We start from the raw sequence: 25,476 nt of genomic DNA on the forward strand, positions 1-25,476 counted from the left end.
CCTAACTCTCGCACCCCGACCCCACAACCGCCATTGCGGCGAGCGGCCCCCACGCCAATATGGACGACATGGCCGAACTCATCATCAGACGCGGGCTCGACGAGCCGGACACCACCGGCGAATTCGTACCCCACAAGCCCGCACGCCCCGAGAAGAGCATGCCGGGCAAGCGGTTCGAACTCGTGTCCGAATACGAACCGGCAGGCGACCAGCCGACCGCGATCGAGGAACTGGTGCGCGAGGCGGAGGGCGGCGAGAAAACGCAGGTGCTCCTCGGCGTGACCGGCTCGGGCAAGACCTTCACCATGGCCAAGGTGATCGAGGAATTGCAGCGACCCGCGCTGATCCTTGCGCCGAACAAGATCCTCGCCGCGCAGCTCTATGGCGAGTTCAAGAGCTTCTTCCCCAACAACGCGGTCGAGTATTTCGTCAGCTATTACGACTACTACCAGCCCGAAGCCTACGTGCCGCGCTCCGACACCTATATCGAGAAAGAGTCGAGCGTGAACGAGGCGATCGACCGGATGCGCCACTCGGCCACGCGCGCTCTGCTTGAGCGCGACGATGTCATCATCGTCGCCTCGGTTTCGTGCCTCTACGGCATCGGCTCGGTCGAGACCTATTCGGCCATGATCTTCGACATCAAGCAGGGCGAGAGCGTCGATCAGCGCGAGTTGATCCGCAAGCTGGTCGCGCTGCAGTACAAGCGCAATGATGTCGCCTTCGCGCGCGGCAATTTCCGCGTGCGCGGCGACAACCTCGAACTCTTCCCCAGCCACCTCGAAGACACCGCCTGGCGGATTTCGTTTTTCGGCGACGATATCGAGGAGATCGTCGAGTTCGATCCGCTGACCGGCAAGCCCGGCACCAAGCTGGACAAGGTGCGCGTCTACGCCAATTCGCACTACGTCACGCCCGGGCCGACGATGAAACAGGCCGCCGAGGCGATCAAGTTCGAGCTGGCCGAACGGCTCAAGGAGCTGGAGGCGGAAGGCAAGCTGCTCGAACACCAGCGGCTGGAGCAACGCACCAATTTCGACCTCGAAATGATCGCCGCGACAGGCAGCTGCAACGGGATCGAGAACTATTCGCGCTTCCTCACCGGTCGCCTGCCGGGCGAGCCACCGCCGACTTTGTTCGAATACCTGCCCGAAAACGCATTGCTGTTCGTCGATGAAAGCCACCAGACCGTGCCGCAGATCGGCGCGATGGCGCGCGGGGACCATCGCCGCAAGATCACGCTGGCCGAATACGGCTTCCGCCTGCCCAGCTGCATCGATAACCGCCCGCTTCGCTTCAACGAATGGGACGCGATGCGCCCGCAGACCTTCGCCGTGTCCGCCACGCCCGGCGGGTGGGAGCTGGAGCAGACCGGCGGCGTCTTCGCCGAACAGGTCATCCGCCCCACCGGGCTCATCGATCCGCCGGTGGAAATCCGCCCGGTCGAGGATCAGGTCCAGGACTGTATCGAGGAGTGCAAGGCGACCGCCGCCAAGGGATACCGCACGCTCGTCACCACGCTGACCAAGCGGATGGCCGAAGACCTGACCGAGTTCATGCACGAGGCGGGAGTCAAAGTCCGCTACATGCACTCCGATGTCGAGACGCTCGAACGTATCGAGCTGATCCGCGACCTGCGGCTGGGCGTGTACGACGTGCTGGTGGGCATCAACCTGCTGCGCGAAGGGCTCGATATTCCCGAATGCGGGCTGGTGTGCATTCTGGACGCGGACAAGGAAGGCTTCCTGCGCTCCGAAACCTCGCTGATCCAGACCATCGGCCGCGCGGCGCGCAACGTCGATGGCCGCGTGATTTTGTATGCCGACCGGATCACCGGATCGATGGAACGCGCCATGGCCGAGACCGACCGTCGGCGCGAGAAGCAGCGCGAATATAACGAAGAACACGGGATCACCCCGCAAACCATCCGCCGCGCCATCGCCGACATCACCGCCCACGCGACCAAGGAAGAAGACGGCCCCGCCGAAGACGAGGGCACGCCCCTGGTCGGCCACAACCTGCGCGCCTATATTGAAGACCTCGAAAAGAAGATGCGCGAAGCCGCCGCGAACCTGGAGTTCGAAGAAGCCGGGCGTTTGCGTGACGAGATACGCGCGCTCGAAGCCGACGAGCTTGGGTTGCCCGAGGGTGAGCAGAAGGCGCCGAGGGTTGGGCGGAGTAACGAGGGCAAGCCGGGGACACGGAAGACGCGGTATGGGCGGACGCAGAAGAAGTGGGGGAAGTGATAACTGTGGAAAGTCACTGCACTCGCTTTTCTCAAGCCATTGATTAGCAACCGCAAATTAGTTGCCACAGAATAGTGTTTCTTGCTTTGGCAAGATGCTGGATATTGATGATTGGCTGCATTCAAAACGAGGCAGCCATGACGCCCTTCGAAATCGTATCACTGATTATTGCCATCGTCGCGTTGGCTGGCGGATTTGCCTATGCGGGCATCCAGATCGGCGGGAAGAAGTAACCACCCCCCCCTTCCCCGTCATGCTGAACTCGTTTCAGCATCAGGCCCTCCACCGATCCCATCTTCCCAAGAGAATGCTGGACCCCGGATCAAGTCCGGGGTGACGGGTTCGGTGTACCGTACAAATCACTCTTTACACGCAGACGATGCAGACAGGTTAATTTGGCCTTTTCCGTGATTCACGGTCCACCGCGAAATAACTATTGCTTTCGGAAAAACTGTGATTCAACTGAATGGCTGCCATTCGGAGCGTGCAGCCATGATCCAGTCCTTCGCCGATCCAGAAACCGAAAGCGTCTTTCGCGGATCGCGAAGCCGCAAGCTGCCGCCCGACATTCAGAACACCGCCCGCCGCAAGCTGCGCCAGCTCAATCGCGCGGCGAAGCTCGACGACATGCGGATTCCGGGCGGCAATCGCTTCGAGAAGTTGAAAGGCTTCACACCTTCGCGATATAGTGTGCGGATCAACGACCAGTGGCGGGTGACCTTCCGCTGGTCCGAAGGAGACGCGCACGATGTCCGCATCGAGGACTACCACAAGGGATGACGACCTGTTGGACAATGTCCATCCGGGCGCGATCCTGCGCGAGGATTTCCTGATCGACAGCGAGATTTCCGTAGGCGAAGCCGCGCTTGGCACCGGGCTGTCGAAAGAGCGGATCGAGGCATTGCTTGGCGAGAGCGAGCCGGTCGACGCGGAGGCCGATCTGCGGCTCGCGCGATATTTCGGTGTCAGCGAAGGCTTCTTCCTCGGTCTGCAGATCGACTACGATCTGGAGGAAGAGCGGCGCACGAATGGCGAAGCGCTCGACCGCATCACGCCGCGCGCAGCCTGATACTCTCCGCCGCCCTCACCATGAGCCTTTCCGCCATCACCCCCGGCACCTGCCGCACGCTGGTCGACTTCCGCGACCCGGACGAGTTCGCGCGGTGGGAGGTCGTCAATGACGGCGTGATGGGTGGGCTTTCCAAGGGCCATATCGAGCAGGTCGGTGACGCGCTTTCCTTTACCGGTACCATCAACACCGATGGCGGCGGGTTTACCTCTCTGCGGCGCGAGCTGGCCGAAGGCGCGATGGCGGGTGCGCGGACGCTGCGGATCATCTATTCGGGCGATGCGCGCAGCTATGAGGTGACGCTTCGCTCAGATGCGAGGGAGCGAGGGCGGCGTGTTGCTTACCGCGCGAGTTTGACGCCCGAGGCAAGTGAGGGCGAATGGTCCGTCGCGGTGATCGACCTAGCGCGGCTGGAAACATCGCTGTTCGGGCAGCAGGTCGATGCGCCCGCTTTCGCCACGCAGGAAGCGCACAGCGTCGGCCTGATCATTGCCGACGGGATCGATGGCGATTTCGCGATGCGGCTGCACCGGATCGAAGCCTGCGCATAGCGGCCATACGCCGGCCGCAGGTGGATTTACGCGTGCGTGAAGGGCTGGCATAGCGCCGCCATGATCCTTCGCACGTTCAGCAATCTTGCCGCCGCAGTCGCGCTGGCAGCCGCACTTCCCACCATCGCCATCGCGCAAGACAAGGCGGACGCCGCCAAGTCCGAAACGCAAAGCATCGATCCGCAGGTCCGCACCCGCGACCTCGGCGGTACCTTCGGCGGGCAGCGCGTGCCCTACACCGCGACCATCGCGGAACACGTGCTGTCGAATGACGATGGTACGCCCGAGGCGGTGATCGTCACCACCAGCTATGTGAAGAGCCCGCGCGATACCTCGCGCCCCGTGTTCTTCATCTACAATGGCGGGCCGGGCTCGGGATCGGTCTGGTTGCAGATGGGGGCCTTCGGGCCGAAGCGGGTCGCGATCCCCAGCGACGCGCGCGACGACGGCGCGCCGCCCTACCCGATCCTCGACAATCCGGACTCGCTGCTCGACGTCGCCGACCTGGTCTTCATCGACCCGCCGGGCACGGGCTTCAGCTATTTGACGCAAGGCACCGACCCGAAGAAATATTACGGGCTCGAGCAGGACGCGCGCGCGGTCGCCACGGTGATCCGACGCTGGATCAACGATAATGACCGCTGGAACAGCCCCAAATATCTCGGCGGCGAAAGCTACGGCACCACCCGCACCGCGATGGTCGTGCGCGAGCTGGAGGGGGCGACCTACAACGATGTCGGCCTCAACGGGCTGATCCTGATCTCGACCATCCTCGATTTCGCCGCACGCGAGCCGACGCCGGGCAACGAAATGGCCTATGTCATGGCGCTACCCAACATGGCGACCGCTGCGTATTACCACGGCAAGGCCGAGGCTCCTTCGGTCGCGGCGATCGCCGAGGAAGCCCGCCAGTTCGCCATCGGCCCTTATGCCACCGCGCTGATGAAGGGGCAGAACCTGCCCGCCGCCGAGCGTGCGAGCGTGCGCGCCGAGCTTTCGCGCCTCACCGGCCTGTCCGAAACCTTCCTCGACCAGGCCGAGCTTCGGGTGACCGACCAGCGCTTCTACAAGGAGCTGCTGCGCGACCGGGGGTTGACGATCGGTCGGCTCGACAGCCGCTATACCGGCACGGATTACGACAATGCGGGCGAATACCCGGACAACGACCCCAGCTTCTACGGCATCGACGCGGGCTATACCGCCGCGATCAACAGCTGGGCGCGCGGCACGCTGGGCTTCGAGACGGATCGCGAGTACCAGGCGATCGGCAGCGATCCGGGGCGCAGCTGGGATTGGAGCCTCTCGGGCAGGGGCCGCGGTGCGTACCTCAACGTCGCGCCCTTCATCGGCGATGCGATGCGCCAGAACTCGCAGCTGCGCACCTTCGTGGGCCAGGGCTGGTACGATTTCGCCACGCCCTTTTTTGGTGCGGAATATTCGCTCAACCGCGTGGGCATCCCGCAGCACCGGGTCGAGTTCCATTACTACGACGCGGGCCACATGATGTATATTCGCGACGAGGACCGGGCGAAGCTCTCCGCCGACATCCGCGCCTTCATCCGCAATCGCTGAGCCCATGACGCGCCTCGCCCTGCTTGCCGCACCGCTGGCCCTCGCGGCGACCGCCTGCCAGCCGCCCGCCGCCGATCGCTACGAAGGGCGCACCGACCCGCCCGATACCGCGAGCTACGCGAGCGAACCGCAGCCTTCGCCCGATGCGGAGGGCGCGGTCTGGGCGCCCAGCACCACGCCGCTGCGCCTGCTCTACGGCATTCCCGGCCAGCAGCCCTTCGCCGCGCTCGCGTGCGAATTGCCCGACGAGGACAGCGAACTCCAGCCGCAGGTGCGCGTCACCCGTTTCGCCCGCGCGGACGAGGGCGCGCAGGCGCTGATGGCGATCATCGGCAACGGGCACAAGGAACGCTTCCCGGTCGATGCGACCGATAATGGCCGCGCCTTCCTGTGGGAGGGGACGATCCCGCTCGATTCGGAGAAGCTCGACGTGCTGACCGGCAGGCGCGGCGTGCAGCTGACGATCCCCGGCGCAGGAACGCTGGCCCTCAACGCGAGCGATGCGCCGCGCGACCTTATCGAGACGTGTCGCCTTGCGGTCCGGAAGCAGACGCCAACCGTTCGACCGACCCCGGGCTGAGCACCTGCGGCAGCCGCTCCGGCTGCGCGGCGCCCGGCGCATACCACAGGTAGAGCGGCACACCCGCCACGCCCTCCTCCGTCAGGAAGGCGGTGATCTCGGGATCACGGCGGGTCCAGTCGCCGCGCAGGACGAGCGCATCGGCAGCTTCGAGCGCGTCGGCGGTTGCCTCGCGCTCCAGCGCCACGCTCTCGTTGACCTTGCAGGTCAGGCACCAGTCGGCGGTGAAGTAGAGGAATATCGGGCGGTTTTCGGCCCGCGCCTCGGCGAGCGCAGCCTCGCTGAAGGGCTGGCTGTCGAGCATGTCGGCCGCCGGGCCGCCGCCATCTTGCGACACGTGGCCCGGCAAGACGAAGAAGACCATCACGAGCACGAGGGGGGCGAGCACCGGCCAGAGGAAGTGGGTGCCGTTTCCGCTCGCTTGCTGTCGCCCAGTATAGAGCAGCGCAAGGATCACCAGCACGGCGAGGGAAAGCACGCCTGCGGCAAAAACGTCTCCACCAATGCGCCACACCAGCCACGCCAGCGCCAGCGCGGTCAGCCCCATCGGGAGCGCCATCCAGCGGCGGAAGGTCTCCATCCACCTGCCCGGCCTTGGCAGGCGGCGGCGGAGCGCGGGCACGAAGCCGACGAGCAGGAACGGCAATGCAATGCCGAGGCCCAGTGCGCCGAACAGGCCGAGCGCCAGCGGCCACGGCAGCACGAGCGCCGCGCCCATCGCCGCCGCCATGAACGGTCCCGTGCACGGCGTGGCGACGAAGGCCGCGAGCAGACCGGTGGCGAACGTGCCGCGCCCGCTCGCCCCGCCGCCGGTAATCGCCATGCCCGGAATCTCGAACGCGCCGAGGAAGTTGGCGGTCAGCGCCACGGCCAACAGGAACAGCGCGACCACTACGCCCGGCTCCTGTAGCTGGAACGCCCAGCCGACCGCCTCGCCGCTCGCACGCAGTATCAGCAACAGCCCGCCGAGCGCGAGGCAGGCGAGCACCACGCCTGCGGTATAGGCGAGCGCATCCTTGCGGGCCGCGCGTTCCGCCCCACCCACCCTGGCGAGCGACAGCGCCTTGAGCGAGAGGATCGGGAAGACGCAGGGCATGATGTTGAGGATCAGCCCGCCGAGCAGCGCTGCGCCGAGCAGCGCCCACCATGGCGGCAGGCTGCCCCCGGTCCGCAGCGCCTCGCCGCCGGTCGGCACATCCCCTGCGCGGGCGGTGAAGGAGAGGCCGGTGCCATCGCCCAGCCGCACGATGCCGGTGATCTCCCCGGGCCGCGCGCCCTCGCCCTGCAGCGGCACCTCGGCCACCAGCGTGTCGCCGTTGCGGAAGAAGGCTTGCGGGGCCGCGTAGTCGACCAGCTCGCGGTTCTCGATGAAGACGTGCGGGCTGCCCACTTCGAGGCTGGCAGGCAGCGGGATCGCGAGCCGTAGCCGGTCGCCACCGAACGCGACACGCGCCGGACTGTCGAGCGGGGCGGCGAGCGCGCTCTGGTACTGCGCGAAGCGCGGATCGGTGCCACCCCCGTTTCCGGCTTCGCCCACGCTCACCACGGCGCGCAACTCTGCACGCTGGGGGACGCAGATCGTGTCGGTACAGGCGAGGTAGTTCGCGGTGCCGCGCAATTCGAAGGGCCCGTCCACCGCCGTATCTTCGGCCACACGCAGCGGCGCGACGACCGCATATTCGCCTTCGAAGATGTGGTTCATCAGATCGCCGATCAGCAGCCGTTGCGGCGCGGGGTAGCGAAATTCCCCGATCGACACTCCTTGGGGCAGATCCCACGCCACCTCCATGCCCAGCCCCGCATCGCCGGGGTTGGACCAGTAGCCGTGCCATTCCTCCGACACCGGGCTGAAGCGGATCGCGATGCGCGTCTCGCCGCCCGGCTTCACCGGCCCTTCGACCAGCAGCCGCGCGGGCATGTTGGCGTCCTGCGCCGCCGCCACCCCCGGCAGCAAGGCCGCCACCAGCAGCGCGAGCAGTAGCGACAGGACCTGCCGGACCGAAGGGAGGGTTGCGCGCATCATCGCCAGCGGCCTAGTGCTGTCGGCAAGCCGAAACAAGCGAGCGAGCGCCCTCTTCCATGCCCACCAAGCCCAAACCGTCCGACACGCGCGATCTCCTGATCCTGGGGGGCGGGCTTGTGGGCATGACGCTCGCGCTGGCCGCCGCAAGGAAAGGCATTGCCAGCCATGTGGTGGACCGCGCCGATCCCGCAAGCCTGACGGCCGAAGGCTTCGACGGACGCGCCTCCGCCATCTCCACCGCCAGCTGGAACCTGTTCACCAATATCGGGCTGGCGGGCGCGCTGGAGGAGCATGGCTGCCCCATTGCCAAGATCGCGGTGACCGACCAGTTGAAGCCGGGCCGGATCGACTTCCAGCCCGACACCGAAACTACCGGGGGCGACGGGTCGCTCGGCCGCATGTTCGCCAACCGCCGCCTGCGTCTCGCCCTGTTCGAAGCCGCCAAGGCCGAACCGCTGATCGCATGGCACGCGGGCGTCGATGTGGTGAAGCGGGAGCGCGGCAATCATTCGGTGTCCGCCACGCTCGCCGATGGCACCGTGCTCGAAGGGCGGTTGATGGTCGCCGCCGAGGGCCGCCGCTCGCCCACGCGCGAGGAGGCAGGGGTCAAGATCGCCAACTGGCAGTACGATCACCGCGCAATCATCGCGGGGCTGATCCACTCCAAGCCGCACGACAATGTCGCGTGGGAAATCTTCTACCCCGAAGGCCCCTTCGCGCTGCTGCCCATGCTCGACGACGAGCAGGGCCGCCGCCGCAGCGCGCTGGTGTGGACGGTGGACGAGCGGGATGGCGATGCGGTGCAGGCGCTGGGCGACCGCGCCTTCATCGCCGAGGTGGAAAAGCGGATGGGCCGCATGTTCGGCGACCTCGAAGCCAACGGCCCGCGCAGTTCCTACCCGCTGGGCTTCCACCACACCGCCAAGATCGTCGAGCATCGGCTGGCGCTGGTCGGCGATGCGGCGCACGGAATCCACCCGATCGCGGGGCAGGGCCTCAACCTCGGCCTGCGCGATGCGGGCGCGCTGGTGGAGGTGATCGCGGAAGGCAAGCGGCTCGGACTCGATCCCGGCGATGCGGAGCTTCTCAAGCGTTACGAAAGCTGGCGCGGGCTCGATGCCTTCATGGTCTCGCTCGCGACCGACGGGCTGACCCGGCTGTTCGGCGTCTCCGGCCCCGGCGCCTCCGCGCTGCGCCGCTTCGGCATGGCCGGCGTCCAGCGGATCGAGCCGTTGAAGCGCTGGTTCATGGACGAGGCGCGCGGCGTGAGCGGAGACGTGCCGAAGCTGATGCAGGGCTGAGAAAAGTCTGACCTTAGGCCCCGTCACCCGGGCAAGCCGGTGGCGCCCGAACGCCTGCCCTAGCCTTCGGGCGTGGGCGAGACGACCGGGCTCGGCTGCTCCACCCGCTCTCCGGAACCATCGCGCAGCCGACGCGGCTCGAGGATCGCCGCGGTCTCGATCAGGTCGAGCGCGCGCTGGGCGGCGGCATAGCGGCGCACGTCGGCCACCCATTGCCCGGCCGCGTCGGCGCCCGGCGTGTTCTGCACTTCCTGAATCGCGTTTTCGTAGCGCCCGGTCTCGAGGAACATGCGCGCGCGTTCGAGCCTGCGTTTCGGCTGGGGCGAAGGCGCGGTCTGGCGGCGGATGACGAACAGGTTGGACAGCTCGCGCCGCAAGCGTTGCAGGCTGGGCTCTTCGGGCGAGGCGCGCAGGGCGGGCTCCAGCCCTTCGAGCCGGGCGAGCAGCTGGTCGATGGTCACCGGATTGCGGCTCATGTCGGTCAACGTGCGGACCGCGTTGGGCAGCGCGTCGCCGAAGCGCAGGCGCAGCTGGTCGGCGAGATAGCCCAGTTCCTCGCCCCGTTCGATCGAGCGGCGGGTCGCGAAAGAGATTAGCAGCCCCTCGGCCCGCGCGGCATTGCCCGCCGCCGCCTGTGCCTGGAGGTCGAGCCGCGCGAGCCGCTGCTCCGCCGCGGCCAGCCGCTGTTCGAGGCCGCCCTGCTGCTGCACCACCCGCTCCACGCTCGTATCGGTCGCGGCGGTGCTCGGCGCGGCTTTGGGGCGCGGGGTGGGCACGGCCCCCGCTTCGGCCCCCAGGCCCTTGTTCTGCGTCGAGACGGGCGTTGCGCCCGCGCGCACCATCGGCTCGTTCGCATCGCCGGACGTGTCGGTCAGCGCGGCAACGGTCTGGGTATAGGTCTCAGGACGCCAGACGAGGAACAACGCCCCCGCCGCGACCAGCAGCACTACCACCAGGCCAATGCCCAGCAAGGTACGCGAAAGCGGCGTACGATCCTGCCGGGCGTCATCGAAATCCATTACAATTCCATTCCCGTGTCGCCCCGAGATCCCGCAGCGGAGCATAGCGGTAACTGGTTAATGTCACATGTCGGCGGCAAGGGAAAGCAGGGCCGCATCGTCAGGCGTAGCCGCCACGCGAAGGCTTTTCCAGCCTTCCGGAACACTTGTGCCGATCCTTGGCGCCAGCGCGGCGAGCGACAAATTTGCGCGGTCCAGACCGATCCGCCCGCACTCGTCGGCAAAGTGCTGCGCCGAGGCCCCCGAATGGAGCAGCACGACTCCGCCGCGCGCCAGCCGCGCGGCATCCGCATCCCCCAGCGGACGGTGAACGATCGCATAGGTGACGGCGGTTTCGATCGCGATGTGGTCGGGCGCGGCGAGCGGGAGATGCTCATCCCCCGCCAGCCGCAGCAATCTGAGCGGCCTGTCTTCCGGCAGGCTTTCGACCAGCCGCTGCAACCCGCCTGCGCCCACTTTCGCGACTGTGAAGCCTAGCGCCTGTGCAGTGTCGGCGGTCGCCTGCCCCACGGCATAGACCGGCAGGTCGGCCAGGCCCTGCAAGCTGTCGCCCGCAAGGCGCAGCCCGTTGGCGCTGCCCAGCAGGATGCCGTCGAAAGCACCTGCGGGTCTGCGCCACGCCACGGATTCGGCATGACTCAGCGGCATTGCCTCCATCGGCAAGCCCATCGCGCACCCGCGTTTCATGGTGGCGGCAAGGCCCGGTTCGGGGCGCAGGACGAAGACGGCGCGCGCCATCCGTCAACCTCAGCTGGCGCCGGTGAAGAGCGTCACGATCCCGGGTGTCGCGCGGCCCAGCAGGTCGGCGGCGAAGGCGCGGATCGCCGCGTCATCGCCCGGGGAGATATCGCAGGTCCCGTCGATCCGCTCGGCCCCGTCGGCGCTGAACAGCGCGGCGGTGAGGCGGATTGCGTCTCCCTCCTCCAGCGCGAGCATGCCGACCGGGCTATGGCACGAGCCACCCAGCGCCTCGAGCAGGGCACGCTCCACGCTCACCTCGGCGCGGGTCGAAGCATCGTCGATTACGGCAAGCGCGTCGCGCGTGCGCGCATCGTCGGCACGGCATTCGATCCCGATCGCGCCCTGCGAGGGGGCAGGCAGCCAGCCGGGATAGTCGAGCGGGGTGCCGACCCCCTGTTCGCCCAGCCGTTCCAGCCCGGCGGCGGCGAGCAGCGTCACATCCGCCTCGCGCGCCTGCAGCTTGGCCATCCGGGTGGCGACATTGCCTCGAAACAGCACGGTCTCGATATCGGGGCGCAGGTTCTTCATCTGCGCGGCGCGGCGCGGCGCGCTCGTCCCTAGCCGTGCGCCGCGCGGGATCACCTCGACCGAAGGTGCCCCCAGCAGCACGTCGCGCCGGTCGGCCCTGGGGAGGATTGCGGCAAGGGCAATCCACTCGGGCCGGATCGTCTCGACATCCTTGAGCGAATGGACCGCGGCGTCGATCTTCCCTTCGGCCAGCCAGCCATCGAGCTCGCGCGTCCACAGCGCCTTGCCGCCGACATCGGCGAGCGGACGGTCCTGCACCTTGTCGCCCCCGGCGACGACGGGGACGAGCTCGACCGCGTTCTCGTCCCACCCGTGGGCGGCGCACAGGCGCGCGCGGGTTTCGTGGGCCTGCGCCATGGCAAGCGGAGAACGGCGGGTTCCGAGGCGGAGTATTGGTGCGTTCGACATAGGCTTTGCTTGCCCTAGCCCCCTGCTGCTTTAAGGGAAAGCACCATGCAAACGGTACTCGGGATCGAATCCAGCTGCGACGAGACCGCGGTGGCGCTGGTGGGCACCGACCGGCGGATCATCGCACAGCGCGTCGCGTCGCAGGACGAAGCGCATCGCCCCTATGGCGGCGTGGTGCCCGAAATCGCCGCGCGCGCGCATGCAGAGCGGATCGCGCCGATGGTCGCGGAGGTGATGGAAGAATCCGGCATGGAGCTGGCCGACCTCTCCGCCATCGCCGCCACTGCCGGCCCCGGCCTGATCGGCGGGGTGATGGTCGGGCTGGTCAGCGCAAAGGCGCTCGCGATGGCGAGCGACGTGCCGCTGATTGCGATCAACCATCTCGAAGGCCATGCGCTCAGCCCCCGGCTGGTCGATTCCGAACTCGAATTTCCCTACCTGCTGCTGCTCGTCTCGGGCGGGCATTGCCAGATCCTGCGGTGCGAGGGCGTGGGGCAGTATCGCCGCCTCGCCACCACGATCGACGATGCCGTGGGCGAGGCGTTCGACAAGACCGCCAAGATCTTGCGGCTAGGCTTCCCCGGTGGGCCCGCGGTCGAGAAGCTGGCGCGCGAAGGCGATCCGAAGGCCGTCCCCCTGCCCCGCCCGCTGGTCGGCGGCAAGGAACCGCATTTCTCCTTCGCCGGGCTCAAGAGCGCGGTGCTGCGCGCGCATGAAAGCGGCCAGTACGAAACCGCCGATATCGCCGCGAGCTTCCAGCAGGCCGCGATCGACTGCCTGACCGACCGGCTGGAACGCGCGATCGCGACCACCGGCCCTGCCCCCGCGCTGGTCGTCGCGGGCGGGGTGGCCGCCAATGCCAGCGTGCGCGCCGCTCTGGAAGCGCTGGCAGAGCGCCACGCAATGCGCTTCGTCGCGCCTCCGCCCAAGCTGTGCACGGATAATGCCGCGATGATCGCATGGGCCGGCTGCGAAAGGCTGGGCCAGAACGATCCGCTCGACTACAAAGCCCGTCCGCGCTGGCCGCTCGACCCCGAGGCAGAACCAGCACGCGGAGCGGGAGTGAAGGCCTGATGGCAGATGTAGCAGTGCTTGGTGGCGGAGCGTGGGGAACCGCGCTCGCGCAGATGCTCGCCAGCGACGGGCGTGACGTGATGCTGTGGGCGCTGGAGCCAGAGGTGGTGGCGGAAATCAACGCCGACCATCGCAACACGCCCTTCCTGCCCGATGCACAGCTTGCCCCGAATATCCGCGCCACCGGCGATCTGGCCGATATCGCCGATGCGCAGACCGTTCTCGCGGTCGCCCCTGCGCAGCATCTGCGCAAGGTGCTGGGCGAGATGCCCGCATTCTCCGGCGATCTCGTCATCTGCGCCAAGGGCATCGAGCAATCGACCGGCGCTCTGATGAGCGACATGGCGCACGAGACCTGCCCCAAGGCGAGTCTCGCCGCGCTTTCCGGCCCGACCTTCGCGCACGAAGTTGCCGCCGGGCTGCCCGCTGCAGTCACCCTCGCCTGCGAAGGTGGCGAAGAGCAGTGGGAGCGGCTCTCCCCCGTGATCGCGCGCGCCACCTTCCGTCCCTATTACAGCGCCGACCTGATCGGCGCGGAGATCGGCGGTGCGGTGAAGAACGTGCTCGCCATTGCCTGCGGCGTGGTCGACGGGCTCGCGCTCGGCCAGAATGCGCGCAACGCGCTGATCACGCGCGGCTTCGCCGAGATGGCGCGGTTCGGTGCCTCGCGCGGGGCCAGCTTCGACACGATGGCGGGTCTGTGCGGGCTCGGCGATCTGGTGCTGACCTGCTCGTCCACCTCCAGCCGCAACTTCTCGCTCGGCAAGGCGATCGGCGAAGGCCGGAGCGCCGCCGACCTGATGGCCAACCGCCAGACCGTGGCCGAAGGCGCGCATACCGCGCCGGTGCTGCAGCGGCTCGCCCACGCGGAAGGCATCGACATGCCGATCGTCGATGCGGTGGTCGCGCTGCTCGACGGGCAACGCGCCGCCGATGTCGCCGACGCGTTGCTGGCCCGCCCGCTGACCACCGAAAGCCGCTCCGCTTGAGCGCGAACGACACGACCGGAAATCCACGCAAAGAGGCACCCGCCGAGGGACCTCCGCGCGACGATATGGCTGCGCTTGCGCGCGGCGGACGGACCAATTTCTTCGGCTTCCTGATCCGCCTCGCGGCGCGCATCCCGTTCCTGTTCATCGCAGGGAGGCTCTATGGCGACGAGATGCTCGGCCGTTTCGCCGCCGCGCTGGTGCTGATCGAACTGGCCAGCCAGGTGGCGGTACTCGGCCAGAAGCGCGGGCTCGCCCAGCAGTTGAGCGAAAACGAGACCCGCGACCCGTCGCACACCGTGGCCGATGCGATGACGCTCAGCCTGATCACATCGCTGATCTTCACCGGCCTGCTGCTGATCTTTCCGCAGCCGATGTTTCCCAACGGCGCGAATGGCGAGCTGTCGTGGCTGCTGGTCTTCACCATCCTGCCCTTCGCGCTGACCGAGGTCGCGCTGGCGGCGTGCGCCTATCGGTTCGACATCGGCGCAACCGTGCGCAGCCGCGCGATCGTGGAACCCTGGACGATCTCGATCGCGGCAGGCGCACTGTTCCTCGTGGTGCCCGACAGCGGGCTCGAACTGGCCTATGTCGTATCGATCATCGCGGCATGCGTTGCCGCATTCATGCCGGTGATCCGGCACTACGGCCTCCCGCGTGGCTGGCTGCCCCATCCGGCGCGCGTGTTCCGGCTGGCGATGCGCAACCTGCCGCTGGCCGGCGCCGACGCGATCGAATGGGGCACGCGCAAGCTCGACCTTTTCATCCTCGCACAATTCGCAAACCCGTCGCAGGTGGGCGTCTATTACGCGGTGCAGCAGGTCGCCACGCTGCCGCAGAAGCTGAAGACCAGCTTCGATCCCATCCTCGGCCCCGTCATCACCGCCGCGCTCAAGGTCGGCGACCGCTCGGCCATCGCCAAGCAGGTGTGCCAGGTCGGCTTCTGGATCGTCGCGGTGCAGGCGGGCATCGCGCTGGCGCTTGCGATCCCGGGCGAGGCGGTGATGGGGCTGCTCGGTCCAGACTTCGTCAGCGGGACGAGCGCGCTCTCGATCCTGCTGGTGGCGGAGGTGGTCGCCGCTCTCGCGGTCGTGTCCGAAAGCGCGCTCATCTACATCGCGCGGATGCGCAACCTAGTCGTCTCGGTCGCGACGATCCTGTTCCAGGCGGTGCTGACCATCGCCTTCATGGTCGCGATCACCGATCAGGGCCTGTCAGAAAACCTGCGCGCACCCGCCGCCGCGCTGGCGCTGGCAATCTCGCTGGCCGGGGCCAGCATCGTCAAGAGCGTGATGCTCGGCCGCATCCTCGGCGCGACGGTGAACAATTTCCGCTGGGGGCTGTTCGCCGCCGCGATCCCTGCCGCGCTGGTCGGCTGGCTTGCCACGCTGCTGCCCGAATGGCTGGAGCTGGTCGTCGGCATTCCCGCGATCCTGCTGACCTACGGGACGATCATCTGGTTCGTCGCCTTCCGGCCCGAGGACCGCGTGCTGTTCCGCCGCAACCTCGCGCCGGAGGAAGACTGAGCGCGCGCGGCCGGCACTATTCAGAAGGTATTCACGCGCCGCGCCCGAGTTTGGCAGGCAATACGGGCAGGAATAGCGATGGGGAGACTGGCCATGGGCAGACCGGCGATGGGAACGAAGACACTCGCGGTTGCGGCGATTTTCAGCCTGGCGCTGAGCGGATGCGCCACTGCCGACGGCAATAATGCCTCGCGTAGCGACAGCGCCTCGATTCCCCAGCCTCCTCCGCCACCTGCACCGCCCCCACCGCCCCCTGCGGCGATGGCCATGGCATCGCCCAGCCAGCAGATCGTGGTCTCGGCAACCAGGATGGGCGCCGAAGCGGCCTCGACGCCGCAGGGCCAGCCGGCAACCTCACCCGACCTGCGCTACATCCCCTCGATCGTCGTGCCGCGCGTGCCCGACCGCGAGCGGTATGATGGCAAGGACGTCTCCGAAGTCGCGGTGACGATGGAACAGCCGGTCTCGACCTTCTCGGTCGATGTCGACACGGGCTCCTATTCCAACGCCCGCCGGATGCTGACCGATGGCCAGATGCCGCCCAAGGGCGCGGTGCGGACCGAAGAGTTCGTAAACTACTTCCGCTACGACTATCCGCGCCCGTCCAGCGCGGACGCCGCGCCCTTCACGGTCAACATGGATGTGGCGCGCACCCCGTGGGATGCCGATACCCGCCTCATGCGGATCGGGCTCGCCGGATACGACGCACCGAAGGAAGAACGCCCGGCGGCCAACCTCGTCTTCCTGCTCGACGTGTCGGGATCGATGGGCTCGCCCGACAAGCTGCCGCTGGTCAAGACCGCGATGAAGACGCTGGTCAGCCGCCTGACCCCGCAAGATCGCGTCTCGATCGTCGTCTATGCCGGCGCGGCGGGCCTCGTCCTCGAACCGACCAGCGACCCGCGCGAGATCCTCGCCGCGCTGGACAGCCTGTCCGCCGGTGGTTCGACCGCCGGTGGCGCAGGGCTGGAGCTGGCCTATCGGGTGGCCGAGGGTAGCAAGGTCGATGGGATCAACCGCGTGATCCTCGCGACCGACGGCGATTTCAACGTCGGGATGTCGGACAATGACGCCCTGCTCGACTATGTCGAAAACAAGCGCCGCAACGGCATCGCGATGAGCGTGCTGGGCTTCGGCCGCGGCAACATCAACGAAGCGCTGATGGAGCAGATCGCCGACAAGGGGAACGGCAATTACGGCTACATCGACAGCGCGATCGAGGCCCGCAAGGTGCTCGGCGAACAGCTCGGCGCGACGCTCTATACGATCGCCAAGGACGTGAAGATCCAGGTCGAGTTCAACCCGGCCGTCATCAGCCAGTACCGTCTGATCGGGTACGAGAACCGCATCCTGCGCGAACAGGATTTCGATAACGACGCGGTCGATGCGGGCGATATCGGATCGGGCCACCAGGTCACCGCGATCTACGAGGTGGTCGGAGTCGGCGCGGACGGCTGGATCGGCGAGCGCCGCTATCAGGACCGGATTCCCCAGGCCGCCCGCGATCGTGCGACCGAAGCCGCCTTCGTGAAGCTGCGCTACAAGCAGCCCGACGGCGACACCTCGACGCTCATCACGCAGAGCCTTTCGGCGGACCGGCTGGCGACGGCTCCGATGCCGACCGGCGATTTCGCCTTCGCTACCGCGGTCGCGGCGTTTGCCCAGAAGCTGCGCGGCGACACGCTGCTGAGCGACTATGATTACGGCGCGATCCGCACCCTCGCCGGTACGCAGCGCGATTTCTACCGCCAGGAATTCAGCAAGCTGGTGGGCGTAGCCGAGGGCCTCGACCAGGAATAACAACCTGTCAGGGCGCTTGTCCTTTGGCGTCCGCTCTGGTTATCGGGGCGGGGTGAGCAATCGCCCCGCCCTTGTCGTACTTGCCGGTGCCGTTCTGGTGTGCGTGCTCGCGCTGTTCTTCGCCACCCAGAACACAGGCCGGTTCACTCGCGAACTCGCCGCGCAGGTCAGTGCCTTACCCAGCCAGGGGGCCGACCCGGCGGTGGACGTGCTGTTCCTCAACGCGCGCGGCTGGCCGACCCGCCATCCGATGCTGACCCCCAACCGCGACCTGTCGGAGCTGGAACGCGCGCGCATCGCGCAGGCCATCGCCGATATTCCCGGCATTGGCGGGGTCCACTGGACCGACGGCACGATGCTCGCCTCGGGCGATACGGACATCGAATCGCTCCGCTGCGAGAACGAGCTGCTGACCGTGCTGGCCGAACGCACGATCCGGTTCGAGGAATCCTCCGCCGAGTTCATCCCCGGCAGCGAGGAGGTGCTCGACGAGCTCGCCACCGCGATGCGCCCCTGCGTCGGGGCGATCGTCGGGATTTCGGGGCATACCGACACCTCGGGCTCTCCGCAGATCAACCTCGCCCTGTCGAAGGACCGTGCGCAGACTGTCCGCCGCGAGCTGATCGACCGCGGCATCCCCGCGCAGAACCTGCGCGCGACGGGCTATGGCTCGGCCCGCCCGGTGCGCGGTCTGGACCCGGCGGACCCGGCCAACCGCCGGATCGAGTTCCGGGTCGTCTCCACCGAGACCACCAAGCCCACCCCCATCGACACGCCTGCCGCACGATAGCGAGGAGAGACCAATGGCTCTTTCGATCGAACTGATGGTCCTCGCGCTGGCCGGATACGTCTTCGGGCTGGCGCTCGGCGCGGGCGCGCACGGGCTTTGGTCTTTGCGCAAGGGTGGCTTTCGCGTTAATGCGCCAGAAAGAAAACGCGCAGACGAAATCCACTAGAGAGGCACTGCCCCCATGATTGAACTGATCGAGGCGAACTGGCTGCTGATCCTGCTGGCCGTGCTGGTCGGCTTCGTGATCGCCTGGTTCCTCCTGTCGGGATCGCGCAAGACGAGGGTCCGGCGCGACGAGACCGGCGAAGAGGTCGGGACGAAACGCAACCAGGCGCTGATCGATGCGCCGCCCGCGGCCGCAAAGGACGCCGAGCCGGCCCCCGAGCCGCAACCCGAGCCCAAGCCCGAATCCCCATCCGAACCGGCACCCGAGAGACCCGCGCCCACGCCCGAACCGGCGCAGGAGCCCGCCGCGCACGAGCCCACCGTGCCCCCCACGGGGCTGGCAGGCGCAGGTGCAGCCGTGGGTGCCGCCGTCGGCCGGGACACCACCAGCGACAGCGAGCCAGCGCAGGTCAGCCCCGCACCATCGCCTACGCCAGCGCACGCTCCGTCGGCGGACGAAGGGTCGGACGATCTCACCCGGCTCAAGGGTGTGGGCCCCAAGCTGGCTGCGCAGCTGCATACGCTGGGCGTCACCTCCTTCGCGCAGATCGCGGCGTGGAGCGAGGCCGATATCGACCGCATCGACGGCCAGCTCGGCCGCTTCCAGGGCCGCATCCGGCGCGACAACTGGATCGAGCAGGCAAAGCTGCTCGAAAGCGGCGACACCGCCGCCTATGAGGCGCGTTTCGGCAAGCTCTGATCAGGCTGCGCCCAAGAAATCGCTTGACGGATAAAGAGTCGCGGAACGATCTTTCGAAAGAACCGTTCGAAAAAATTGCGGTCGAAATCGGGAGAGCCCATGGAACAGCCAGTCATCCTCGTCGCCGAAGACGAACTGATCGTGGGCATGGACCTGTGCGACACCATTACCGAGGCCGGTTACGAGGTCGAAGGGCCGCATAGCGACCTGCATTCGGCGATGCTCGCCTTCCAGAAGCGCAGGCCCGATCTCGCCATCCTCGACATCCGGCTGCACGACACGGTGGTCTACCCCTTTGCGGAGAAGCTTCTCGCAGAGGACGTGCCGATCATCTTCCATTCGGGTCACCTGCCGCTGGACGAAGTAGCCGACCGGTTCCCCGACACCCCTGCGCTGGCGAAGCCCTGCCCCCCGGGCGACATCATCACGAAGGTGCACGCGACGCTCCAGCGCGAAGAGCCGGCGACTGCGCCCGTGCCGGATATCGAGACCGCCTGAGCCAGCGAGCACGGCTGCGCGGACCAAGGCAGGGCTTGCCGGGACAGCCCCCGATTTGCCATGGGCATGGGCAACGAAACAAGCGAGCCCATCATGATCCCCTTCGACGCCACCGACCCCTTCCGCCTCGCCGATCAGCTGACCGAGGACGAGCGGATGATCCGCGAATCCGCCCACGCCTTTGCGCAGAGCGAACTCCAGCCGCGCGTGATCGACGCCTTCCGGGAAGAGGCGAGCGCACCCGAGCTGTTCCCGCTGATGGGCCAGGCCGGCATGCTGGGCGTGACCACGCCCGAAGAATATGGCGGCGTCGGTGCCAGCTACGTCGCCTACGGCCTCGTCGCGCGCGAGATCGAGCGGGTCGATAGCGGCTACCGCTCGATGGCGAGCGTCCAGTCGAGCCTGGTGATGTACCCGATCCAGGCCTTCGGCACCGAAGAGCAGAAGAAGAAGTACCTTCCCGGCCTCGCCAGCGGCGAGCTGATCGGCTGTTTCGGCCTGACCGAGCCCGATGCAGGCTCCGACCCGGCGGGCATGAAGACCCATGCCAAGAAGGACGGCGACGACTATGTCATCTCGGGCAGCAAGACGTGGATTTCCAACTCGCCCTTCGCCGATGTTTTCGTGGTCTGGGCCAAGAGCGAGGAACACGGCGGCGCGATTCGCGGCTTCGTGCTCGAAAAGGGTATGGAGGGGCTTTCGGCACCCAAGATCGAGGGCAAGATTTCGCTGCGCGCCAGCACCACCGGCATGATCATGATGGACGAGGTGCGCGTGCCCGCATCCGCCATATTCCCCGAAGTGCAGGGGCTGAAAGGGCCGTTCTCCTGCCTCAACCGTGCCCGCTACGGCATCAGCTGGGGCAGCATGGGTGCGGCCGAGTTCTGCATGAACGCGGCGAAGCAATACGGGCTCGACCGGCAGCAGTTCGGCGTGCCGCTCGCCTCCAAGCAGCTTTATCAATTGAAGCTGGCCGACATGCTGACCGAGATCGCGCTCGGGCTTCAGGCGAGCCTGCGCGTCGGTCGCCTGATGGACGAGGGCAACTGGTCGCCCGACATGATCTCGATCGTGAAACGCAACAATGTCGGCAAGGCACTGAACATCGCCCGCGCCGCGCGCGACATGCACGGCGGCAACGGCATCAGCGAGGAATATCAGGTGATCCGCCACATGGTGAACCTGGAAACGGTCAACACCTACGAGGGCACGCACGATGTCCACGCGCTGATCCTGGGCCGCGCGATCACGGGTATTCCGGCGTTCTGATGCATTCCTCGTCATGGCGAGCGACCGGAGGGAGCCTGTCGGCTCCTCGCAATGACGAGGCGCTGTCCTACTCGGGCAAGCCGTGCGAAGAGCGAGGAATCCACCTCGCCGCGCCCGCTCAGATCGCCTCTTCAAAGCCGCGGAAAGGGGGGCGGGTTTTTCGCCTCTGGACACTGTGTCAGGTGTGTCAGGCCCCTGCTCTCCGCGGCCCATGGATTGCCACGGGGCCTCGCGGCCCCTCGCAATGACGAGGAAATGACATGAAACTCTACGGCTACTTCCGCAGCTCCACGAGCTATCGCCTGCGCCTCGCGCTGCAGCTCAAGGGGCTGGAATACGAGAATTGCCCGATCAACCTGCTCGAAGGCCAGCAGAAGGGCGAAGCCTTCGCCGGCCGCAACCCCTTCGCGACCGTCCCCATGCTGGAAGTGCACGGCAAGGACCGCGTGCAGTCGATGGCGATCATCGAATGGCTGGACGAGGCGTATCCCGACAAGCCACTGCTGCCTGTCGAGATCGAACAGCGTTATCTCGCGCGCGAACTCGCCTATGCCATCGCGACCGAGTTGCACGCCCCGCTCAACGTGCCGGTGCTCAAGTACCTGAAGACCGAATACGGACAGGATCAGGAGGGCGTGAACGCCTGGTATCGCCACTGGCTCGCGCGCACATTGCAGCCGATCGAGCAGCGGCTCGCGCAGCTGAACACCGGCGATTTCCTGTTCGACGAGCCCGGCTTCTTCGAAGTCGTGCTGATGCCGCAGATCTACAACGCGCGCCGCTTCGGCTACGATTTCTCCGATGCGCCGCACACAACCCGGATCGAAGCCGCCTGCCTCGCATTGGATGAAGTGCAGCGGGCGCACCCCGACAACCAGAACGACACCCCCGAAGGAGAGAAGACCCAATGAAACTCGCCACGCTCAATGACGGAACGCGCGACGGCAAGCTGGTGGTCGTCTCGAAAGACATCACCCGCTACTGCGCGGCGGACAATATTGCGGCAACGATGCAGGACGCGCTCGACGACTGGGCCAATATCGCGCCCAAGCTTGAAGCGCTCTACCGCGATGTGAACAACGAAGCCGTCCCGTGCGAGCGGTTCCACGAGCGTGAGGCGCATTCGCCGCTACCGCGTGCGTACCAGTGGGCCGATGGCAGCGCCTATATCAACCACGTCGAGCTGGTGCGCAAAGCGCGCGGCGCCGAGGTGCCCGAAAGCTTCTACCACGATCCGCTGATGTACCAGGGCGGCAGCGACGACTTCCTGCCCCCGCGTGCCGATATCCCGCTGGGCGACACCAAATGGGGCTGCGACATGGAAGGCGAAGTCGCCTGCATCACCGACGATGTGCCGATGGGCGTCTCCGCAGACGAGGCCGCCGATCACATCAAGCTGCTGATGCTGGTCAACGACGTTTCGCTCCGCGGCCTGATCCCGGGCGAACTCGCCAAGGGCTTCGGCTTCTTCCAGTCCAAGCCCGCCACCGCATTCTCGCCCGTCGCCATCACGCCCGACGAGCTGGGCGATGCGTGGAAGGACAGCGTGATCCAGCACGCGCTGATGGTCGACTATAACGGCGATCCCTTCGGCCGCGCGGACGTGGGTCAGGATGCGACCTTCAGCCTCGCCGATCTGGTCGTCCATGCCGCCAAGACGCGCAATCTGGGCGCGGGTGCGATCATCGGTTCGGGCACGATCTCCAATCAGGGCCCCGATGGCGACCCCGGCAAGCCGGTCAGCGAAGGCGGCAAGGGCTATTCCTGCATCGCCGAAATCCGCATGATCGAAACCATCGCCAACGGCGAAGCCAAGACGCGCTTCATGCACCCGGGCGACACGGTGAAGATCTGGATGGAAGACGAACAGGGCCATTCGATCTTCGGCGCAATCGAGCAGAAGGTCGTCGAAGCCTAGGAGTTCATCCGCCTCCCGTTCCCGGTGAGCTTGTGGCGCACCGGGAACGTCCTCTCTCAGCAGACCACAGGAGGCACACCGATGTTCTTCGAAGATACAACCTACGACCTGATCGCGCGCGGGTTCATCCTGACCGCTGTCGGCATCCTGTATGTCATCGCGCTGACCCGCATCGTCGGCCTGCGCAGCTTTTCGAAGATGACGAATTTCGACTTCGTCATCACCGTCGCCAGCGGCACGGTGCTTGCAGGCATGGGCCGCGCGACCGACTGGCAGGGCTTCGTGCAAGCGGCCGTGGTGATGTTCGCGCTCTTCGCGATGCAGCTGATCATCGCGAAGATCCGCAAGAAGTCCGATACGTTCGAGGAAACGATCCAGAACGATCCGGTACTGCTGATGGTCGAGGGCCAGTTCTGTACCGAGGCCATGACGCAGACCCGCGTTTCCCGGTCCGACATCATCGCCAAGCTGCGCGAATCGAACACCACGAGCTTCGACGAAGTGCGCGCGGTGGTGCTGGAGACCACCGGCGACATTTCGGTGCTGCACGGGCCGGAGCTCGACCCCGCGATCCTCGAAGGTGTCGACGACGCCCGCGATCCTGCGCCCGCGTTTCAGAAGCCGTAGCGCACGCCTGCCCACAGCGTGCGCGGCGCACCGAGGTCGACGTCGCCGTCCGAAACCCGCGTGACGATCTCCTCGTCGAACAGGTTTTCGGCCCGGAGCACGAGATCGAGCTGTCCTACAAGCGGCATCTGCGCATAAGCCCCCAGCGTGGTGAACGCGCGCAGCACGTCGGTTTCCTGGTCATCCTCGAACTGGTCGCCGACGTGGCGCAGGCTGAGCGATAGGAGCGTGTCGGGTTTCGGCTCATACGTCAGCGACGCCGCCGCGAACCAGCGCGGGCTTTGCGGCGGGGCATTCCCATCGAGTGCGATCGAGGCACCCTCCCCCTCGATCTGCGGATCGGAGTAGGACACGCTGCCGTCGAAGCGGATCGGGCCGCGCGCCGCCCGCAGCCCCATCTCGACCCCTTGCGTCTCGATCGCGGGCAGGTTGCGGCGCTGGCGCAGGTTCGGCTCGATCGTGACATTGGCGATCGCGCTGTCCAGCCGGTTGTCGAAGGCGGTGAGGCTGAATGCGACGCCTTGTACGGGCCGCCAGTCGATCCCCGCCTCGAACCCGCGCAGCTCCTCGTTGCGCAAACCGGCATTGGCCTGCGTCACTACGGGGAAGACCACGAAGGGACGGTACAGCTCATTGAGGGTGGGCAGCCGCAGCCCGCTATAGGCCGCCGCGCGCAGGTCCAGCGTAGAGCCCATGCGGAAAAGCGCACCGGCCCGGTAGGTGACGGTCCAGTCGCTGCGGTCGGCGAAACGATCATCTTGCACCATCGCCCCGTCTGATGTGGTCTCGCGGAAGAAGCCGTCGGCGATCGCCGTGCGATCCGCTCGCAAACCGCCGGTCAGGATCAGCTGTCCTACTTCCCAGTCGTCCTCTACGAAGATGCCGAAATCGCTGGTAACGCCGCCCGCGCGCCGCCGCGCGGTGACATTGCCGGTGAAGGAGCTGATCGGCTCCTCCTGCAGCTCGCCCTCGGCCCGGCGATAATCGACGCCCAGACGCAGCGTGTGTGCCGGGCCGACCGGCGGGCGCACCTCGATCTTGCCCCCGAGCCCGGTCGAGGGCGTTTTCCGCTGGTCGAGCACGGGCACGAACCGGCTCGAACTGATGACGAGGTTGGAGAAATTGCGGGCCTGCACATAAGCCAGCGCATCGACCTTCCAGCGCCCGCGGCCGACCACGCGCAGCGAGGCGTCCTGCCCGCTTGCCGAACTGTCCGCCCCGTCGAAGCGCAGCGTGCGCGCGTCGTCGAAGGCGAGCACCCGTGCCTGCAGTTCCAGATCGTCCGAGAGCGGAGCGAGCGCGCGCAATTGGCCAGAGACGCTGTCGAACCGCGCGGGCACGCTGGCAGGCACGCGCTGGCTTTCGGGCGCGGTGTAGAACCCCGGCCCACGGTCCCAGCGGATCGCGCCGGTCGCGTAGCCACGGCCGAGCGCAGCGGCGAAACTGCCCGCAGCCTCTGTTTCGCCGCGATCGTTCACCAGCACGCTCGCTCCCAGCGGCGCCTGCGCTTCGGGTGCAAGGCTTTCGATCGCGATCGTCCCAGCCAGCGCCCCTGCACCGAAGGGCCCCGAGCCGCCCCCGCGCGTCACCGCGATCCGCCCGACCTGCTCGGGCAGCAGGGCCGCGAAGGGCACGTAGCCGAAGAATGGGTCGGCCACTGGCACCCCGTCGAGCGTCACCAACGCGCGGCTGGTGGCATTCCCGCCGAGCGCACGCAGCGTCACCCCCTGTGCGGTCGGGTTGGATGAGCGGCTGTCCGACCGGCGGAACTGCTGAAAGCCCGCGACGCCCGCCAGCGCCTCCTCGATCCTGCCAGACGGCACGGTCAGAACGCGCTCGCGGTCGATCTCGACCGTGCCGTAGGCCGGGCTCGCGGGCGTATCGGGCAGACCCTGGCCGGTGACGATAATCACTGGTTCGCGGCTGTCCTCGCCCGCCTCCTGTGCGATCGCGGGTACGGCGAGAGTCGCGAGAGGAAGGGCGGCGAGAGGAAGGGGGGCGCGGTTCATGGCGATGCCCTAGCCTGCGACGCCCCGCCCGTCAGCCACGGACCAAAGGCACCTCTCGCCATCGCGGCGGGCT

The 25,476-nt window shown here is 67.1% G+C and carries 24 protein-coding genes; 19 read left to right on the forward strand and 5 right to left on the reverse strand.

Features of this window, described 5'->3' with window-relative positions:
* Window positions 1-68: 68 nt before the first annotated feature.
* From uvrB to ACYQ0L_RS14250, 6 genes are all read left to right on the forward strand, one after another.
* Window positions 69-2,246 (forward strand): excinuclease ABC subunit UvrB, encoded by a 2,178-nt coding sequence (gene uvrB / locus ACYQ0L_RS14225; RefSeq protein WP_459790014.1) that lies wholly within the window; start codon window positions 69-71, stop codon window positions 2,244-2,246.
* A 492-nt stretch (window positions 2,247-2,738) separates the two neighbouring features.
* Window positions 2,739-3,026 (forward strand): type II toxin-antitoxin system RelE/ParE family toxin, encoded by a 288-nt coding sequence (locus ACYQ0L_RS14230; RefSeq protein ID WP_459790015.1) that lies wholly within the window; start codon window positions 2,739-2,741, stop codon window positions 3,024-3,026.
* Window positions 3,027-3,033: 7 nt separating this feature from the next.
* Entirely contained in the window at window positions 3,034-3,315 is a 282-nt protein-coding gene (locus tag ACYQ0L_RS14235; protein ID WP_459790016.1) for a HigA family addiction module antitoxin, read from the forward strand.
* A gap of 20 nt (window positions 3,316-3,335) precedes the next feature.
* A complete protein-coding gene (locus ACYQ0L_RS14240) occupies window positions 3,336-3,866 on the forward strand; it encodes a CIA30 family protein (RefSeq protein ID WP_459790017.1) in 531 nt (176 codons plus the stop codon).
* Window positions 3,867-3,926: 60 nt separating this feature from the next.
* Window positions 3,927-5,438 (forward strand): S10 family peptidase, encoded by a 1,512-nt coding sequence (locus ACYQ0L_RS14245; RefSeq protein WP_459790018.1) that lies wholly within the window; start codon window positions 3,927-3,929, stop codon window positions 5,436-5,438.
* 4 nt (window positions 5,439-5,442) lie between these two features.
* Window positions 5,443-6,018 (forward strand): hypothetical protein, encoded by a 576-nt coding sequence (locus tag ACYQ0L_RS14250; protein WP_459790019.1) that lies wholly within the window; start codon window positions 5,443-5,445, stop codon window positions 6,016-6,018.
* Here the strand turns inward: ACYQ0L_RS14250 and ACYQ0L_RS14255 are convergent.
* Window positions 5,954-8,041, reverse strand: a complete 2,088-nt coding sequence (locus tag ACYQ0L_RS14255; protein ID WP_459790074.1) for a protein-disulfide reductase DsbD family protein — start codon at window positions 8,039-8,041, stop codon at window positions 5,954-5,956. The genes ACYQ0L_RS14250 and ACYQ0L_RS14255 overlap by 65 nt on opposite strands.
* A 56-nt stretch (window positions 8,042-8,097) precedes the next feature.
* On the opposite strand from ACYQ0L_RS14255, the gene ACYQ0L_RS14260 reads away from it, so the two are divergent.
* Complete coding sequence (locus ACYQ0L_RS14260; protein ID WP_459790020.1) at window positions 8,098-9,342, forward strand: FAD-dependent monooxygenase; 1,245 nt, start codon at window positions 8,098-8,100, stop codon at window positions 9,340-9,342.
* Window positions 9,343-9,401: 59 nt separating this feature from the next.
* On the opposite strand, the gene ACYQ0L_RS14265 is transcribed toward ACYQ0L_RS14260, so the two are convergent.
* The 3 genes from ACYQ0L_RS14265 to hemC form a co-directional block, all read right to left on the reverse strand.
* A complete protein-coding gene (locus ACYQ0L_RS14265) occupies window positions 9,402-10,361 on the reverse strand; it encodes a hypothetical protein (protein WP_459790021.1) in 960 nt (319 codons plus the stop codon).
* A 63-nt stretch (window positions 10,362-10,424) separates the two neighbouring features.
* Window positions 10,425-11,099: a uroporphyrinogen-III synthase gene (locus ACYQ0L_RS14270; protein WP_459790022.1), complete on the reverse strand. Its 675-nt coding sequence runs from the start codon at window positions 11,097-11,099 to the stop codon at window positions 10,425-10,427.
* 9 nt (window positions 11,100-11,108) lie between these two features.
* Window positions 11,109-12,038, reverse strand: a complete 930-nt coding sequence (gene hemC / locus ACYQ0L_RS14275; protein WP_459790024.1) for a hydroxymethylbilane synthase — start codon at window positions 12,036-12,038, stop codon at window positions 11,109-11,111.
* 45 nt (window positions 12,039-12,083) lie between these two features.
* Between hemC and tsaD the strand changes: the two genes are divergently transcribed.
* From tsaD to ACYQ0L_RS14335, 12 genes are all read left to right on the forward strand, one after another.
* The gene (gene tsaD, locus ACYQ0L_RS14280; protein ID WP_459790025.1) at window positions 12,084-13,112 is read left to right on the forward strand and encodes a tRNA (adenosine(37)-N6)-threonylcarbamoyltransferase complex transferase subunit TsaD; all 1,029 of its coding nucleotides are present in this window, start codon (window positions 12,084-12,086) and stop codon (window positions 13,110-13,112) included.
* Window positions 13,112-14,101 carry an NAD(P)H-dependent glycerol-3-phosphate dehydrogenase gene (locus ACYQ0L_RS14285; RefSeq protein ID WP_459790026.1) on the forward strand — a complete coding sequence of 330 codons (990 nt, stop codon included), beginning with the start codon at window positions 13,112-13,114 and terminating at the stop codon, window positions 14,099-14,101. Before tsaD ends, ACYQ0L_RS14285 begins: the two co-directional genes overlap by 1 nt.
* Complete coding sequence (locus ACYQ0L_RS14290; protein ID WP_459790027.1) at window positions 14,098-15,627, forward strand: lipopolysaccharide biosynthesis protein; 1,530 nt, start codon at window positions 14,098-14,100, stop codon at window positions 15,625-15,627. Before ACYQ0L_RS14285 ends, ACYQ0L_RS14290 begins: the two co-directional genes overlap by 4 nt.
* A 108-nt stretch (window positions 15,628-15,735) precedes the next feature.
* Window positions 15,736-17,427 carry a vWA domain-containing protein gene (locus ACYQ0L_RS14295; protein WP_459790028.1) on the forward strand — a complete coding sequence of 564 codons (1,692 nt, stop codon included), beginning with the start codon at window positions 15,736-15,738 and terminating at the stop codon, window positions 17,425-17,427.
* Window positions 17,428-17,479: 52 nt separating this feature from the next.
* On the forward strand, window positions 17,480-18,217 hold the full coding sequence (locus tag ACYQ0L_RS14300; protein WP_459790029.1) for an OmpA family protein: 738 nt from the start codon (window positions 17,480-17,482) through the stop codon (window positions 18,215-18,217).
* Between the two features lie 13 nt (window positions 18,218-18,230).
* Window positions 18,231-18,383 carry a hypothetical protein gene (locus ACYQ0L_RS14305; RefSeq protein ID WP_459790030.1) on the forward strand — a complete coding sequence of 51 codons (153 nt, stop codon included), beginning with the start codon at window positions 18,231-18,233 and terminating at the stop codon, window positions 18,381-18,383.
* 15 nt (window positions 18,384-18,398) lie between these two features.
* Window positions 18,399-19,082 (forward strand): hypothetical protein, encoded by a 684-nt coding sequence (locus ACYQ0L_RS14310; protein ID WP_459790031.1) that lies wholly within the window; start codon window positions 18,399-18,401, stop codon window positions 19,080-19,082.
* A gap of 99 nt (window positions 19,083-19,181) precedes the next feature.
* Complete coding sequence (locus ACYQ0L_RS14315) at window positions 19,182-19,580, forward strand: response regulator (RefSeq protein WP_459790032.1); 399 nt, start codon at window positions 19,182-19,184, stop codon at window positions 19,578-19,580.
* A gap of 93 nt (window positions 19,581-19,673) precedes the next feature.
* A complete protein-coding gene (locus ACYQ0L_RS14320; RefSeq protein WP_459790033.1) occupies window positions 19,674-20,849 on the forward strand; it encodes an acyl-CoA dehydrogenase in 1,176 nt (391 codons plus the stop codon).
* A gap of 260 nt (window positions 20,850-21,109) precedes the next feature.
* On the forward strand, window positions 21,110-21,760 hold the full coding sequence (gene maiA / locus ACYQ0L_RS14325; RefSeq protein WP_459790034.1) for a maleylacetoacetate isomerase: 651 nt from the start codon (window positions 21,110-21,112) through the stop codon (window positions 21,758-21,760).
* A complete protein-coding gene (locus ACYQ0L_RS14330) occupies window positions 21,757-22,767 on the forward strand; it encodes a fumarylacetoacetate hydrolase family protein (RefSeq protein WP_459790035.1) in 1,011 nt (336 codons plus the stop codon). Before maiA ends, ACYQ0L_RS14330 begins: the two co-directional genes overlap by 4 nt.
* An 81-nt stretch (window positions 22,768-22,848) precedes the next feature.
* Window positions 22,849-23,394 carry a DUF421 domain-containing protein gene (locus ACYQ0L_RS14335; RefSeq protein WP_459790036.1) on the forward strand — a complete coding sequence of 182 codons (546 nt, stop codon included), beginning with the start codon at window positions 22,849-22,851 and terminating at the stop codon, window positions 23,392-23,394.
* On the opposite strand, the gene ACYQ0L_RS14340 is transcribed toward ACYQ0L_RS14335, so the two are convergent.
* Complete coding sequence (locus ACYQ0L_RS14340) at window positions 23,382-25,403, reverse strand: TonB-dependent receptor (RefSeq protein ID WP_459790037.1); 2,022 nt, start codon at window positions 25,401-25,403, stop codon at window positions 23,382-23,384. The two genes, ACYQ0L_RS14335 and ACYQ0L_RS14340, sit on opposite strands and share 13 nt — an antisense overlap.
* Between the last annotated feature and the right edge of the window lie 73 nt (window positions 25,404-25,476).

The sequence above is a fragment of the Alteriqipengyuania triglochinis genome, assembly GCF_054655655.1.

Excerpts from the sequence above, each read along its gene's own strand:
- uvrB (WP_459790014.1), top strand. The coding sequence starts at position 69 with ATGGCCGAACTCATCATCAGACGCGGGCTCGACGAGCCGGACACCACC.
- ACYQ0L_RS14230 (WP_459790015.1), top strand. The coding sequence starts at position 2,739 with ATGATCCAGTCCTTCGCCGATCCAGAAACCGAAAGCGTCTTTCGCGGA.
- ACYQ0L_RS14240 (WP_459790017.1), top strand. The coding sequence starts at position 3,336 with ATGAGCCTTTCCGCCATCACCCCCGGCACCTGCCGCACGCTGGTCGAC.
- ACYQ0L_RS14245 (WP_459790018.1), top strand. The coding sequence starts at position 3,927 with ATGATCCTTCGCACGTTCAGCAATCTTGCCGCCGCAGTCGCGCTGGCA.
- ACYQ0L_RS14250 (WP_459790019.1), top strand. The coding sequence starts at position 5,443 with ATGACGCGCCTCGCCCTGCTTGCCGCACCGCTGGCCCTCGCGGCGACC.
- ACYQ0L_RS14255 (WP_459790074.1), bottom strand. The coding sequence starts at position 8,041 with ATGATGCGCGCAACCCTCCCTTCGGTCCGGCAGGTCCTGTCGCTACTG.
- ACYQ0L_RS14260 (WP_459790020.1), top strand. The coding sequence starts at position 8,098 with ATGCCCACCAAGCCCAAACCGTCCGACACGCGCGATCTCCTGATCCTG.
- ACYQ0L_RS14265 (WP_459790021.1), bottom strand. The coding sequence starts at position 10,361 with ATGGATTTCGATGACGCCCGGCAGGATCGTACGCCGCTTTCGCGTACC.
- ACYQ0L_RS14270 (WP_459790022.1), bottom strand. The coding sequence starts at position 11,099 with ATGGCGCGCGCCGTCTTCGTCCTGCGCCCCGAACCGGGCCTTGCCGCC.
- hemC (WP_459790024.1), bottom strand. The coding sequence starts at position 12,038 with ATGTCGAACGCACCAATACTCCGCCTCGGAACCCGCCGTTCTCCGCTT.
- tsaD (WP_459790025.1), top strand. The coding sequence starts at position 12,084 with ATGCAAACGGTACTCGGGATCGAATCCAGCTGCGACGAGACCGCGGTG.
- ACYQ0L_RS14285 (WP_459790026.1), top strand. The coding sequence starts at position 13,112 with ATGGCAGATGTAGCAGTGCTTGGTGGCGGAGCGTGGGGAACCGCGCTC.
- ACYQ0L_RS14295 (WP_459790028.1), top strand. The coding sequence starts at position 15,736 with ATGGGAACGAAGACACTCGCGGTTGCGGCGATTTTCAGCCTGGCGCTG.
- ACYQ0L_RS14305 (WP_459790030.1), top strand. The coding sequence starts at position 18,231 with ATGGCTCTTTCGATCGAACTGATGGTCCTCGCGCTGGCCGGATACGTC.
- ACYQ0L_RS14310 (WP_459790031.1), top strand. The coding sequence starts at position 18,399 with ATGATTGAACTGATCGAGGCGAACTGGCTGCTGATCCTGCTGGCCGTG.
- ACYQ0L_RS14315 (WP_459790032.1), top strand. The coding sequence starts at position 19,182 with ATGGAACAGCCAGTCATCCTCGTCGCCGAAGACGAACTGATCGTGGGC.
- ACYQ0L_RS14320 (WP_459790033.1), top strand. The coding sequence starts at position 19,674 with ATGATCCCCTTCGACGCCACCGACCCCTTCCGCCTCGCCGATCAGCTG.
- maiA (WP_459790034.1), top strand. The coding sequence starts at position 21,110 with ATGAAACTCTACGGCTACTTCCGCAGCTCCACGAGCTATCGCCTGCGC.
- ACYQ0L_RS14330 (WP_459790035.1), top strand. The coding sequence starts at position 21,757 with ATGAAACTCGCCACGCTCAATGACGGAACGCGCGACGGCAAGCTGGTG.
- ACYQ0L_RS14335 (WP_459790036.1), top strand. The coding sequence starts at position 22,849 with ATGTTCTTCGAAGATACAACCTACGACCTGATCGCGCGCGGGTTCATC.
- ACYQ0L_RS14340 (WP_459790037.1), bottom strand. The coding sequence starts at position 25,403 with ATGAACCGCGCCCCCCTTCCTCTCGCCGCCCTTCCTCTCGCGACTCTC.